The organism is Dactylosporangium sp. NPDC051541 (genome assembly GCF_044454505.1).
Taxonomy (GTDB): domain Bacteria; phylum Actinomycetota; class Actinomycetes; order Mycobacteriales; family Micromonosporaceae; genus Dactylosporangium.
In genome coordinates, this window is sequence record NZ_JBITDU010000001.1 from 401,261 (window position 1) to 414,603 (window position 13,343).

9 protein-coding genes are annotated in these 13,343 nt (G+C 72.2%); 6 read left to right on the plus strand and 3 right to left on the minus strand.

Features of this window, described 5'->3' with window-relative positions:
* Window positions 1-100: 100 nt before the first annotated feature.
* Genes nth through ACIA8L_RS01865 form a run of 4 tightly spaced genes read left to right on the plus strand, consistent with a single transcriptional unit; the run spans window position 101 to window position 3,252 of the window.
* Window positions 101-820, plus strand: coding sequence for an endonuclease III (gene nth, locus ACIA8L_RS01850; protein WP_395899400.1), 720 nt, complete (start codon window positions 101-103; stop codon window positions 818-820).
* Window positions 817-1,401, plus strand: coding sequence for a TlpA family protein disulfide reductase (locus tag ACIA8L_RS01855; RefSeq protein WP_395899402.1), 585 nt, complete (start codon window positions 817-819; stop codon window positions 1,399-1,401). Before nth ends, ACIA8L_RS01855 begins: the two co-directional genes overlap by 4 nt.
* The gene (locus ACIA8L_RS01860) at window positions 1,398-2,054 is read left to right on the plus strand and encodes an NUDIX hydrolase (RefSeq protein ID WP_395899404.1); all 657 of its coding nucleotides are present in this window, start codon (window positions 1,398-1,400) and stop codon (window positions 2,052-2,054) included. The genes ACIA8L_RS01855 and ACIA8L_RS01860 overlap by 4 nt, the downstream gene beginning before the upstream one ends.
* Window positions 2,055-2,058: 4 nt before the next feature.
* Window positions 2,059-3,252: a MarP family serine protease gene (locus ACIA8L_RS01865; RefSeq protein WP_395899406.1), complete on the plus strand. Its 1,194-nt coding sequence runs from the start codon at window positions 2,059-2,061 to the stop codon at window positions 3,250-3,252.
* A 157-nt stretch (window positions 3,253-3,409) separates the two neighbouring features.
* On the opposite strand, the gene mycP is transcribed toward ACIA8L_RS01865, so the two are convergent.
* Both mycP and eccCa read right to left on the minus strand, forming a co-directional pair.
* Window positions 3,410-4,699: a type VII secretion-associated serine protease mycosin gene (mycP, locus tag ACIA8L_RS01870; protein WP_395899408.1), complete on the minus strand. Its 1,290-nt coding sequence runs from the start codon at window positions 4,697-4,699 to the stop codon at window positions 3,410-3,412.
* 420 nt (window positions 4,700-5,119) lie between these two features.
* Window positions 5,120-9,463 carry a type VII secretion protein EccCa gene (gene eccCa, locus ACIA8L_RS01875; RefSeq protein WP_395899410.1) on the minus strand — a complete coding sequence of 1,448 codons (4,344 nt, stop codon included), beginning with the start codon at window positions 9,461-9,463 and terminating at the stop codon, window positions 5,120-5,122.
* Window positions 9,464-9,595: 132 nt separating this feature from the next.
* On the opposite strand from eccCa, the gene eccD reads away from it, so the two are divergent.
* Complete coding sequence (gene eccD, locus ACIA8L_RS01880; RefSeq protein ID WP_395899412.1) at window positions 9,596-10,936, plus strand: type VII secretion integral membrane protein EccD; 1,341 nt, start codon at window positions 9,596-9,598, stop codon at window positions 10,934-10,936.
* 334 nt (window positions 10,937-11,270) lie between these two features.
* Here the strand turns inward: eccD and ACIA8L_RS01885 are convergent, their stop codons facing one another.
* Window positions 11,271-11,810, minus strand: a complete 540-nt coding sequence (locus ACIA8L_RS01885; protein ID WP_395899413.1) for an inorganic diphosphatase — start codon at window positions 11,808-11,810, stop codon at window positions 11,271-11,273.
* A 93-nt stretch (window positions 11,811-11,903) separates the two neighbouring features.
* Here ACIA8L_RS01885 and dacB point away from each other — a divergent pair, with 93 nt between their 5' ends.
* On the plus strand, window positions 11,904-13,295 hold the full coding sequence (gene dacB, locus ACIA8L_RS01890; protein ID WP_395899415.1) for a D-alanyl-D-alanine carboxypeptidase/D-alanyl-D-alanine-endopeptidase: 1,392 nt from the start codon (window positions 11,904-11,906) through the stop codon (window positions 13,293-13,295).
* Window positions 13,296-13,343: the final 48 nt, after the last annotated feature.

Genomic DNA, 13,343 nt, shown 5'->3' on the forward strand with positions numbered 1-13,343 from the left:
TCTTCTGTTTCTGCCCTTCTGTCTTTTGCTCTTCATGCCTTTGCTCTTCTGGTTCGGGTCGTTCGATCGTGTGTCTGAGGGGGCGACGTATTGTCGGTGGGTGACTGAGACCGCGTTGGCACTGAAGCGGCGGGCGCGGCGGATCGGGCGCGCGCTGGTGAGCATTCATCCCGACGCCCACTGCGAGCTCGACTTCACCAGCCCCCTCGAGCTCGCCGTCGCCACGATCCTGTCGGCGCAGTGCACGGACGAGCGGGTCAACCAGGTGACGCCGAAGCTGTTCGCCCGCTACCCCGACGCGGCCGCCTACGCCGGCGCCGACCCGATCGAAATGCAGGAGCTCATCAAGCCGACCGGCTTCTTCCGCAACAAGACCGAGTCGCTCATCGGACTCGGGCAGGCCTTGGTCGAGCGGCACGGCGGCGAGGTGCCGGGCACCCTCAACGAGCTCGTCGCGCTGCCCGGGATCGGGCGCAAGACGGCCAACGTCGTGCTCGGCAACGCGTTCGACGTGCCCGGGATCACTGTCGACACGCACTTCCAGCGGCTGGTACACCGCTGGGAGTGGACCGCGGAGACCGACCCGGTGAAGATCGAGTTCGCCATCGCCGCGCTGTTCGCGCCGCGGGACTGGACGATGCTCTCCCACCGGATCATCTTCCACGGGCGCCGGGTCTGCCACGCGCGCAAGCCGGCCTGCGGGGCGTGCACGCTCAAGCGGGAGTGCCCCTCCTACGGGCTCGGGCCGACCGAGGTCGAGACCGCCGTCAAGCTGCTGAAAGGCCCGCGCGCGGCCGAGCTGGCGGAGCTGGTGCTGTGAGGGTCCTGCCGTTTGCGCTGGCTTTTGTACTGCTGGCCGGGTGCACCGCGGACGTGCAGCCGTCGGCGAATGAGGCCACCGCGCCGACCGGGCCGCGGTGCATCGAGAAAGCCGCTGGCTCCTCGGCGCCGGCCCCGGCTTCGGCCTCGGCTCCTGGGCTGCCGGCGATGGCGCTGCCGTGCTTCGACGGCGGGCGATACATCGACGTGGCCGACCTCGGCGGGCAGCCCACCGTCGTCAACCTGTGGGCGTCGTGGTGCGGGCCGTGCCGTCAGGAGCTGCCGGTGTTCGAGCGGTTCGCGGCGGCCGGCAAGGTGCGGGTGGTCGGCATCGCGACCAAGGACCGCCACGACCAGGCGCAGTCGGTGATCGAGGAGCTCAAGCTGACGTTTCCCATCCTGGAGGACCAGAAGCAGCAGTTCGCGATCGCCGCGGGGGCCGTGGTTTCCAAGCCGCTGGTCTCGCTGCCGGCGACGCTGTTCGTGACGCCGGGGGGCCGGATCGCCTACGCGTACCGCGGCGACCCGCTCACGGAGCCGCAGCTGCGGGAGCTGACCAAGCAGTACCTGGGTGTGTCATGAGCGCCGCACCGCCGGACTGGCTCGAACCGCTGCTCACCCGCCTGCGCTCGGCGGACGCGGCCGACTTCACGCGGCTGCCCACGCCTGACGGCGAGGGGCAGCGGCAGAGCGCGGTCCTCATCCTGTTCGGCGAGGACCCGGTGACCGGCCCCGACGTACTCATCCTGCAGCGCGCCGCCACCATGCGTAACCACGCCGGCCAGCCCGCGTTCCCGGGCGGTGCCGTCGACCCCGGCGACGCCGACACGGTCGCGTGCGCGCTGCGGGAGGCCGAGGAGGAGGTCGGCCTGGACCCGAGCACGGTCGAGGTCGTCGCGACGCTGCCGACACTGTGGATCCCGGTCAGTAACTTCCTGGTCACGCCGGTGGTCGCGTGGTGGCGGGCGCCGCACCCGGTCGGCCCGGCCGACCCCCGCGAGGTGGCCCGCGTCGAGCGCCTCCCCATCCGTGAGCTGGTCGATCCCGCGCACCGGCTGCGGCTGCGCCACCCGAGCGGGTGGATCGGCCCCGCGTTTCGGATACACGACATGTTGGTGTGGGGTTTTACCGCGGGCGTGCTGTCTACGCTGCTGGAACTCGGCGGATGGGCGGTGGAGTGGCCGACCGGCCGGGTCGAGGAACTGCCGACATCTGGTGCCGCCCCTGTACGTTGAATGCGTGTCTGGCAGCGTGATCGATATCGTCCTCCTGCTCCTCATGGTGATGTTCGCAATCAACGGATATCGCCAGGGGTTCCTTGTTGGTCTGCTGTCCTTCGTCGGCTTCTTCGGCGGCGCGCTGCTCGGCCTGCAGCTCGGCCCGCTGCTGGCCGAGAACTTCTTCGAGTCCGACCAGGCCCGCGTGATCATTTCGCTCTCGATGGTCTTCGGCCTGGCGATCGCGGGTCAGGCCCTCGCCAGCTACCTGGGCAACCGGCTGCGCAACGCGATCGTCAACCGCAACGCCCAAGCGGTGGACAACGCGGGCGGCGCGGTCGTTTCGGTTGTGGCGGTACTGCTTGTGGTGTGGCTCGTCGCGGCGCCCCTGAGCACCTCGTCGCTGCCGTGGCTGGCCCGCTCCGTCAGCAACTCGATCATCTTGAACGTCGTCGACAAGGCGATGCCGGCCCAGGCTGACGCCCTGTCCCAAGCGTTGCGTGACACTGTGGACACCCGCGGCTTCCCGGACGTGTTCGACGGCCTCTCGCCGACCCGGGTCAAGGACGTCTCGCCGCCCGACCCGAAGCTCGCCGGCTCCGAGCTCGTGAAGAACTCGAAGAAGTCGGTGGTCAAGGTCCTCGGCCAGGCCCCGAGCTGCTCGCGGCGGATCGAGGGCTCCGGCTTCGTCTACGCCCAGAACCGCGTCATGACCAACGCCCACGTCGTCGCCGGCACGAAGACGGTGAGCATCCTGGTCGACGGCTCGTCCCGGCCACTCCCGGCGACCGTCGTCGCGTATGACCCCGAGCGCGACATCGCCGTCCTGTACGTCAAGAACCTCCAGGCCCCGATCATGCCGTTCGCCAAGTCGAAGGCCGACTCCAACGCCGACGCGATCGTCCTGGGATACCCGCTCGACGGCCCCTACGACGCCCAGTCCGCCCGCATCCGCGACTACCGCAAGATCACCGGCCCGGACATCTACGAGGACGGCAAGGTCACCCGCGAGATCTACACGATCCGCGCCCTGGTCCGCTCGGGCAACTCGGGCGGCCCGCTGCTCGCCCCCAACGGTGAGGTCCTCGGCATCATCTTCGCCGCGGCCGCCGACGACCCGCAGACGGGCTTCGCGGTGACGGCGGACGAGGCCGCGGTCGTCGCCAACGCGGGCGTGCAGCACACCGATCCGACGAACACGGGGAAGTGCGCTTAGCGCGCTGTTGTCATTGCCGCTTTCCTTGGCGGTACCGATCTGCCGCTGGCCGGTCGCTTTACGGGCTGTGCTTGCGCTCGGCTGCTGATCGCTTTTGCGGTTCTCACTGCGCTTGCCGTGGCGATGCCGCTTTGCCGGTCGCTGATCGCTGATCGCTTTACAGGCTGTGCTTGCCGCGGCGGCGGTTGTGGAACAGGACCCCGACGGCGCCGGCGACGAGGATCAGCAGCATCGCGGTGAGGCCGGCGACCGCGCTGACCTGCTCGCGGCCGTCGCTGGCCAGCTGCTGCTGGAGCTCCGGCTCCGCCGACGCGCTCGGCATCGGCGCCGCGCCGCCCGGCCGCATCGGCCCGTCGACCGGGGCCGGGGCCGTCTGCACATGCTCGGCCTGGCCGATGGTCTCGGTGAGCGGGTTGTCGCTGACCTCGCCGACGTCGGTGCGCAGGGCGGCGGCCGGGTCGACCTCGCCGTAGCCGAACCGGTCGTCGCGCCCCCGGGGTCCGAGGTCCTTCGCGGTGCCGATCAGCCGGTTGATGACGTTGGCCGCGCTCATCTTCGGGAACCGGGCCCGCACCAGCGAGGCCGCCCCGGCCACCAGCGGCGCGGCGAAGCTGGTGCCTTGGACCTGCCAGTACCCGCCGCCGGGCTTGGCCCCGATGAGGTTCACCGCGGGCGCCGCGAGCACCGTCTCGGGCCCGGTCAGCGATCCCGACCACAGCGTCTCGCTGCTCTGGCTGCCGGTCCCGCGGGCGCCGGCCATCGCTCCCAGCCCGGCGACGGCGACCACGCCGGGTTCCCGGGCCGGGTACCAGACCTGATGGATCGACGTATCGGTCGCGATGTTCCCGGTGCACGCGACAACCACGACATCGTGCGCCGCCGCGTACTGCAATGCCCCCGCGATCGCCTCACTGCGCAACGCCCCGCCCAGCGAAAGATTGATCACCGACGCGTGATGGTCGACCGCCCACCGCAGCGCCTGCGCGACAACCCCGGGATCGTCGTACTTGTTCGCCTTGTCCAGCACCCGGATCGGCAGGATCTTGGCCCCCGGCGCGATCCCCTCAGCCCCGGCGTTGTCCCGGCTGCTCCCGGCGATGAGCGCCGCCACGGTGGTCCCGTGCCCGACGGGGTCGAACTGCCCTTGATTGCCCGCCCCCGGATCAACGAGATCAACCCCGGGCAGCACCTGCCCGTCGAGGTCCGGATGCGAGGCGTCGACCCCGCTGTCGATCACAGCCACGATCACGCCCCGGCCGGTGGACACCTTCCAGGCGTCCCGCGCGTCGAGGGCTCCGAGCTGCCACTGCTCGCTCCGCGCCTCATCCGCGTGCGCGCCGCCGACCCCGACCAGAACCCCACCGGAACAGCCAAGCGCCGCCGACAGTCCCAAAGCAAGGACACGGCCGGCGGCGCGGGCGACAAGTTTGAGCGCGATGGCCCCCATTCTGACCGCTAAGCCCCGCTTCTGTCAGTCAGGTGGCCACACGTCGCCGGAAGGAGTGCACCCGCGCTGCGGCTCACGCGTCGGCGCACCGGCGGCCGGGCGGCTCGCTGCGGACTGCCCCGGCCGCACGGTGTTCCAGCTTGCACGTTGTTCTGGCGCGCGCGGTGTCCGGCTCGCAGTGTTTCAGGCGTGCGCGGTTCGCCGGTCCGTGCGGCGTGTTCAAGCCCACGCGGTGTTCAAGCCCGCGCGGTTGCCGGCTGCATGGAGGCTCTAGGGCGGTCGCGGTGAGGCACAGCGGCGTGACGGGCTCGACGGCACGGCCTTGGAGGCGGGCGGACCGGGCGGTGTTCTCCGGGCGGTGTTCTCTGGGCGGTGTTCTTCGGGCGGCGTGGTTGTCGCGCCGCTGCCTTCGCCGGTTGGTCAGGAGGCGGGGTGGTTGGCGATCTGGATCAGGGTGCCGTTCTCCTTTCGCGTGACCAGGCGGGCGCGGCCCGGGGGTAGGGGGCCGAAGCGGATGGTGCCCAGGCCGAGGTTCTCCTCGCGGTCGCCGGACATGATCAGGATTGGGGAGGCGAGCTCACGCAGGCGTTGCAGGATCGGCTCGAAGAGCGCGCGGCCGGCGCCGCCGCTGTGGCGGGCGATGATCAAGTGCAGGCCTATGTCGCGGGACTGGGCCAGGTAGGGCAGCAGCGGGGTCAGGGGGTTGCCGGCGGCGGTCGGGACCAGGTCGTAGTCGTCGATCAGGACGAAGCACTGCGGGCCCGTCCACCAGCTGTGGGTGCGCAGCTGGTCCTCGGTCACGTCCGGGCCGGGCAGGCGCCGCTGCATGTAGTCCGCGACCGACCCGATCAGGTCGACGGCCTGGTCCGTGCCGGTGCCGTAGCCGATCAGATGGTCCGACCGCACCGCCCCGAGCAGGCTGCGGCGGTAGTCGATGAGCACGATCCGCGCCTCCTCGGGCGTGAACCGCGTGCTGATCGCCGTGGCCAGGCCGCGCAGCAGGGTCGACTTGCCGCACTCGGCGGTGCCGAACGCCAGCAGGTGCGGTTCGCTCGCGAAGTCGATGCGGACCGGGCCGAGGTTCGACTCGGCGATGCCGATGGGCAGGGCCAGGCGGTTGGCCGGGTCGGCGTCGTCGGCGATCGCCGTGTAGGGCAGGGCCGCCGGCAGCAACCGTACCGGGCGGGCCGGCGGGCCGGTCCAGGCCGCGGCGAGCGCTGCCACCAGGTCGGCCGGCTCGCCGCCGGTGAGCTGCGGCTGCGCCATCAGCAGGTGCAGGCCGTCCCGGGTGATGCCGCGCCCGGGCGCCTCGAGCGGGACGGCAGCGGCGGCCCTGCGGGAGCCGAGGGAGTCGCCCGGGTCGCCGAGGCGCAGCTCGATCCGGGCGCCGAGCTGGTCGCGGAGCCCGGAGCGCAGGTCCATCCAGCGGGAGGCGGAGACGGCCACATGGATGCCGTACGCCAGCCCGCGTACCGCGATGTCCGTGAGGGCCGGCTCCAGGTCTTCGTAGTCCCGGCGCACGGTCGGCCAGCCGTCGACGACCAGGAGCACGTCGCCCCAGCCATCGTCGAGGTTCTCGGCGCCACCCGACCCGTCAGCGCCGTCAGCCCTGCTCGCCTCGCTAGCCTCGATAGACGTGTTGGCCCGGTCCGCCGCATTCGCCGGGTCGGCCGCGTTGGCTGGGTCAGCCGCGTTGGTCCCGCGAGCTGCGATGGCCGCGTCGGCTCGGGTAGTCGCGTCGGCCCGGGCAGCCGCGTTGGCCCGGGCAGCCGCGTTGGCTGGGCCGGCCTGATCGGCCCCGTTGGCCACGTTGGCCACGTTGGCCTGGTCGACCGCATTGGCTAGGTCGGCCTGGTCGGCCGCGTTGGCCTGATTGGCCGCGTTGGCTGGGTCGGCCGCGGTGGTCTGGTCGGCCGGGTTCGCCGCGCGTCGGTGCCGGTAGGCCGCCATGCTGTCGATGCCGGCGGCGGCGAAGCGTTGCTCGCGGTCGGCCAGCAGTGTGGCGACCTCGCCGACCGTGCGCCGGACCGCGTCGGCGTCGAGGCGGCCCGCGACGCCGCCGACGTGGGGCAGCTCGCGCAGGGCGGCCAGCTGGCCGCCGCCGAAGTCGAGGCAGTAGACCTGGATCTCCGCCGGTGTGTGCGTGACGGCCAGGGCCGTGATCAGCGTGCGCAGGGCCACGGACTTGCCGCTGCGCGGGCCGCCGACGACGGCGACGTTCCCGTGCGCACCGTCGAGGCGCAGCCACAGGACGTCTCGGCGCTGCTGCAACGGATTGTCGATCAGCCCGACCGGCACGTGCAGCGCCCCGCGCAGCTGCCGGTCGGTGACCGTCAGGCCGCGGTCCGGGTCCGCGGCGAGGGGGCCGAGCAGGTCGCTCAGCGGGGCGGCGGCGGGAAGCGGCGGCAGCCACACCTGGTGCGCCGGCACGCCCCGGCCGGCGATCTGGTCGACGACGATGTCCAGCAGCGTGCCGCCGTCCGGCGACTCGGGCGCATCCGTCGTCGCCGGATCGCGCTGCGGTGCGGGTGACTCCGGCGCGTATTCCATGCTGTATCGCCGGACCAGCGGCCCGCTCGCGCTGCGGCCGGCCGGCACGGGGCCGCCGCTGCGGTGCCAGCGGCCGCCGACGTAGGCGCCCCGGAACCGGGTGATCGGCTCGACGCCGCTCCTGATGAGACCCTGTCCGCCCGGCTTCTTCGGCAGCTCGTACGCGTCCGCCACCCCCAGCACCGCCCGCGATTCCAGTGTCGAGAAGGTGCGCAGGGCGATGCGGTAGGACAGGTGGGTGTCCAGGCCGCGCAGCCGCCCCTCCTCCAGCCGTTGGGTGGCGAGCAGCAGATGGATGCCGAGCGAGCGGCCGACCCGCCCGATCTGCACGAACAGGTCGATGAACTCGGGCTTCGCCTCCAGCAGCTCGGTGAACTCGTCGCACACGATGAGCAGGCTCGGCAGCGGGGCCAGCGGCGCACCCCCGACGCGGGCCCGCTCGTAGTCGCGGACCGAGTCGAAGTCGCCGGCCCGGCGCAGCAGCTCCTGGCGCCGGACAAGCTCGCTGGTGATGGCGTCGGTCATGCGGTCGACCAGCAGCAGCTCCGTGCTCAGGTTGGAGATGAACGCGGCCACGTGCGGGAGGCGGTCCATCCGGGCGAAGGTCGCGCCGCCCTTGTAGTCGATGAGCACCAGGTTGAGCGTCTCCGACGAGTGCGTCGCGACGAGCCCGAGCACGATCGTGCGCAGCAGCTCCGACTTGCCGGAGCCGGTCGCGCCGATCAGCAGCCCGTGCGGGCCCATCCCGTCCTCGGCCGACTCCTTGAGGTCCAGGTCGATCGGCTGGCCCAGCGGCCCGACGCCGATCGCGATCCGCAGCCGGTCGCGGTGCGGGCGCGGCGCCCACAGCCGGGTCAGGTCCAGCGCCTCCGGATCGCCGAGCCCGAGCAGCGCCGGGAAGTCGGCACCGGACTCGCGGGCCTCAGCGCTCGGCCGGTCACCGGCGGCCGCGCCCGCCAGCCGCAGCGGGGCGAGCCGCCGCGCGACCGCCTCGGCCTCGGCCGGATCGAGGGCGTCGGCGACCCCGACCGGTGGCTGCGGATCGGCGGCGTCGCTGTCGGCCGAGATCGTGGTCAGCCGCCCGTCGGCGATGTCGAGCACGATCGCGGCCGGGTCGAGCAGGCGCGGCGGATCCCGGTCGAGCTCGATCAGCGTGACGCCTTCGATGCCCCCGTCGGTGCCCAGGTGCCCGCTGCCGGTCAGGTCGGCGCCGTCGAGCACCACCACGATGTATGGCATCGCCCCCGGGCCGTCGGGCTCGCCGTCGAACCGGCCGCGGCTGCGCACCAGGTCGTCGAGGCGCGACTCGAGCTCCTTCGCGGTCTCGCCGAACAGCCGCACCGGCCCGACCGCGTCCGTGCGGGTGGGGTGCAGGGCGTGCGGCAGCCACTTCGTCCACTCCCACCAGGCCCGCCGGTCCGGCCCGGCACAGACCGCGACCACGAGGTCCTCGGGCGCGTGGAAGACGGTCAGCTGCGCGAGTATGGCCCTGGTCAGCGCCCGCGCGGGGTCGAGCGCACCGGTCTGCTCGCGACCGGATCCGGCTCGCGAATCGCGGCGGCTGTGGACGTACACCCGGGAAAAGCTTTGCAGTGAAACGGCCACCGGGAGGCTCGGCACCACCGAATAGGCGTCCAGGAAACGGCGCAGTGCGGCCGCCGTCATCGGCTCCAGGTCCGGCAGCGGTCGGGTCGCGGGCGGCACGAGGGGCGTGGCGAGTGTCTGCGGGCCGATGGCGACCCGCACGACCGCGAAGTCGCCGTCGGCCGGTCGGCGTTCCCAGAGCCGGAAGCCGGCGGCCGAGGACCACAGCGACCGCGGGTCGGGATGCCGGTAATGCAGGCCGATGCGCTGCTTGGCGATGGTCTCGCGGACGCGGAGGCGCAGCTCGGCCAGGTGCCGCAGGTATTCGCGGCGGGCGGTGACCATCTCCGCCTTCTTCGGCGCGCCGAGGCCGCCGGAGGTGAACAGCATGCCGAGCGTGGAGAAGCCGAAGATCGCGCCGATGACATAGGAGTAGGTGCCGCCGTCGCGCCCCGCGAACAGGAAGGCCGTCGCGATGGTGCCCGTGAGCATCGGCACTACCTGGATCAGCTGCTGCCAGCGCGATGCGGGCGGCGGCGGGATCTCCGGTGGCGCGTCCACGACGAGCTCCCCGCTCGGGATCTCCGGAGCGGGGCGTCGAGGTGATCTTTTGATGACGACCGATGTCACGCCGGGGACTCTAAGTGGCGGGTACGACAAATTTCCGCCCGGTCCGGTTGATGGTGGTGGCTTCGTCACGCTGCGTCGTCATCGGGTGGTGGGGCGATACGAGGCGCCGGGAATCGTGGTACCTGTATGCCCATGTCGACGGTCGCGGCCGGGCTGGCCCGCATCACCATCAATGCGCCGAGGAGGCGCATCGATGTCGCCGTGCCCGATGCGGTACCGCTGGCGGAGCTGCTGCCGGAGCTCCTCCAGCACGCGGGCGCCGGGCTCGCCGACGACGGGGAGCGCCACGGCGGCTGGGTGCTGCGCCGGGCCGACGGCACCGCGCTCGCGCCCGCGGCCGACCTGGCCAGCCAGGAGGTGCGCGACGGCGCCGTCCTGCATCTCGTCCCGGCCCGCTCGGGCTGGCCCGAGCTGGAATACGACGACGTCGTCGAGACCATTGCCGCCGGTGCCCGCCGCCAGGGTGTCCCGTGGAGCGCGGCCGCGACGCGGGCCACGGCCGTCGGCGTCGCCGGCGCCGGACTCCTCGTGGCCCTCGTCCTGGTCGTGCGGGCCGACCTCGCCCTGGTCGCGGCCGCGGTCGCGGTCGGGCTGGTGTTGGCCGGGATCATGGCTTCCCGGGCATACGGTGACGCTCTCGTCGGTGCGGGCCTGGCCGCCTATGCCCTGCCGTTCGCGGCCGCCGGGGGCTGGCTGGGCGCGGCCGAACCCGCCACGCCGGGCGCCCGGACACTGCTCGGCGGCGTGGCCCTCGTGCTGGCCGGCATGATCGCCGCGGTCGGGATTGCGCACTTGCTGCGAATTTTCGTGGCGGGCGTGACTGTGGGTGTTCTCGGGTCGATGGCCGGCCTGCTCGCGACCGTGACCCGGCCGGCGGCCGTGGCGGCGGTGGTGCTCGCCCTGCTCGTGGCCGGTGTCGCGGGGCTGCCGTGGCTGGCCATCCGGCTCGGCCGGTTGCCGATGCCGATGGTGCCGCTGCCCGGCGACGCGTCGAGCGATCCGTCGCCCGTCGCACCGACCACCGCGGCCGAGCGGGAGTTGATCTTCGCGGCCGTGGCGCGTACCGACGAGATGCTCACCGGGATGCTGTTCGGGTTCGCGGCCGCCGGGGCCGGGGCGTCGCTGGTGCTGGCGCGGTCCGGGGACGTGTCCGGGATGGTGCTGGTCGCGGTGGCGGCGGTCGCGTCGCTGCTGCGGGCCCGCACGTTCCTGACCGTTCGGCAGCGGCTGCCGCTGATCGTGGCGGGCGCGGTTGGACTGGGCCTGCTCGCCTTGTTCGTCAAGTTCGACGGGCGGATTTTGGCGGGTTTGGTACCGCTGGCTGCGTTCGTCGTCGCCGTGGCGGGAGCGCGCGCGGCCGTGCGGCCGGTGTCGCCCTACACGGGGCGGGCGGCGGAACTGCTCGACACGTTGTGCGTGGTGTCGGTCATTCCGCTGGCGTGTGCGGTGCTGGGGCTCTACGGCATGTTCTAGGCGACGAACTCGCGCGCGTGTACGTGGCGTTTGGGCGCTTTGGAGGCCCTGCGTCTCGTGAGGTGGTGCAGACGGACCTGGAGGAACCTCGTAGCAGCTGGGGAACGCCGCCGAGAAGGAGGCCGCTGAGCGTAGGGCGTGGTGGTGCGGAGGGAGACTACGGCCCGAAGCTTCGGTGCGCTCGCCTGCGCCGGTTGCGGTTGCGGGGTGAGCCTGCTGCTTATGAGGCGGGTGGGGATTTCTGGGGTTGTGGGAGTACCCCCGGCGCAATGGCTTGTAGAAACGCGGAAGCGCCCGGTGGTCCGGTCCCGGGCGCTTGGCGTTGTGGCTGGGGTTAGTGGAGCGGGCGGGCGATCGGGGCTACGCCCGGGTCGTGGTAGGTGCCCGCTTCGATCGCCTCCGTGTAGCGGCGGCGGGACTCGACGATCTCCGCCTCGGCCTCGACCCGGCCGACCCAGGTGGCGCCCTCGACGCTCTTGCCCGGCTCCAGGTCCTTGTAGACCTCGAAGAAGTGCTGGATCTCCAGGCGGTCGAACTCGCCCAGGTGGTGGATGTCCCGCAGGTGTTCCAGGCGCGGGTCATCGGCGGGGACGCACAGTACCTTGTCGTCGCCGCCCTTTTCGTCCGTCATGCGGAACATGCCGATCGCCCGGGAGCGGATCAGGCAGCCCGGGAACGTCGGGGACTGCACGAGCACGAGGGCGTCCAGCGGGTCCTCGTCCTGGCCCAGCGTGCCCTCGATGTAGCCGTAATCCGCCGGGTACTGCGTGGAGGTGAACAGCGTCCGGTCCAGGCGGATCCGGCCCGTGGCGTGGTCAACCTCGTACTTGTTGCGCTGACCCTTGGGGATTTCGACCGTGACGTCGAAGTCCATCTGACGACTCCTCACCCTCGCACCGCTGCGCCTGCCACTAGTCTCGCGTACGGCACGGTGAGGCAACACGGGGAGGGTCACGTGGCGAGTGAAATGCCACAGCGAAGCGGGCGGGCCGGGCTGATCGCCGCCGTCATCGTAGTGGTCGTGGCGCTCGTTCTCGCCCTGGCGTCGGTGTTCGCGGGCACCGGGATCGTCGACGCGCTCGGGCTCGGGGCCGGGCAGAAGACGGCCTGGAAGAGCGGTACGCCGGAGAAGGCGCCGCCGGCCGTGCTCGCCGCCACGAACGCCGACTCGCCGCTGCCCACGCAGGCCGGGGTCACGTCGGCGCTGGGGCCGCTGCTGACCGTGCCGCAGCTCGGGCCGCACATCACCGCCTCCGTCGTGGACGTGTCGACGGGGCAGACCATCTACACCTCGGAGCCGGACGCAGCGATGACGCCCGCCTCGACCACGAAGCTGGTGACGGCGGCGGCGGCGCTGGCCGCGCGGGGGCCCGCGTATCGGATCCCGACCAAGGTCGTCGCGGGTGCGCAGGCCGGTGAAGTGGTCCTCGTGGCCGGGGGCGATCCGACGCTGGCGGTGTTCCCGACGTCCTATTACCCGGGTGCGGCCCGGATCGACGACCTCGCCAAGCAGGTGAAGGAGGCCCTCGGCGGGCAGGCGCCGACCAAGGTGATCTACGACGTGTCCGTCTACACCGGCTCCGGCACCGGGCCGGGCTGGGACCCGGACGCGATCACCGGCGGCTCGGGGGCCGTGATAACGCCGATCATGACCGAGGGTGGGCGGCAGAAACAGCAGAAATACTCGCAGCGGTACCCGAAGCCCGACCTGCAGGCGGCCCAGGCGTTCGCGGGCGCGCTCGGTGTGTCGGCGAACGCGGTCGCGGCCGGTACCGCGCCGCCGGGTGCGAAGGAGCTGGGCAAGGTCGAGTCGGCGCCGATGTCGCGGCTGGTCGAGTTCATGTTGCAGGAGAGCGACAACGTGCTCGCCGACGCCCTCGCGCGGCAGGTGGCGCTGGCCAAGAACCAGCCGGCCTCGTTCGAGGGCGCGGCCGCGGCCACGAAGAGCGTCCTGGAGGAGCTCGGCCTGCCGGTCACCGGCTTCGGGCTGGTGGATGGCAGCGGGTTCTCGCGCAGCGACAAGCTCTCGCCGGCCCTGATCACCGCCGTCCTGGCGACGGCCGCGCGGACCGACCGGGGCGACCTGCATCCGATCTTCAGCGGGCTGCCCGTCGCGGCGTACTCCGGCACGCTCACCACCCGGTTTCTCAAGGCGGACCAGGGCGGCGCGGCGGCGGGGCTGGTGCGCGCCAAGACGGGGACGCTGACCGGCGTGAACTCGCTGGCCGGGGTCGTCGTCGACGCCGACGGGCGCATGCTCGCGTTCGCGTTCATGGCCGACCAGACCACGAACGCGGACCAGGCCGTCGTTGCGCTCGACCGCGTCGCCGCAGCTCTTGCCGCCTGTGGGTGCCACTGAGCTAAGGCTCCGTCACCCTGCGTCGATCAGGGTGTACTCAGGGTTTCC

Excerpts from the sequence above, each read along its gene's own strand:
- ACIA8L_RS01885 (WP_395899413.1), bottom strand. The coding sequence starts at position 11,810 with ATGGACTTCGACGTCACGGTCGAAATCCCCAAGGGTCAGCGCAACAAG.
- dacB (WP_395899415.1), top strand. The coding sequence starts at position 11,904 with ATGCCACAGCGAAGCGGGCGGGCCGGGCTGATCGCCGCCGTCATCGTA.
- mycP (WP_395899408.1), bottom strand. The coding sequence starts at position 4,699 with ATGGGGGCCATCGCGCTCAAACTTGTCGCCCGCGCCGCCGGCCGTGTC.
- ACIA8L_RS01860 (WP_395899404.1), top strand. The coding sequence starts at position 1,398 with ATGAGCGCCGCACCGCCGGACTGGCTCGAACCGCTGCTCACCCGCCTG.
- eccD (WP_395899412.1), top strand. The coding sequence starts at position 9,596 with ATGTCGACGGTCGCGGCCGGGCTGGCCCGCATCACCATCAATGCGCCG.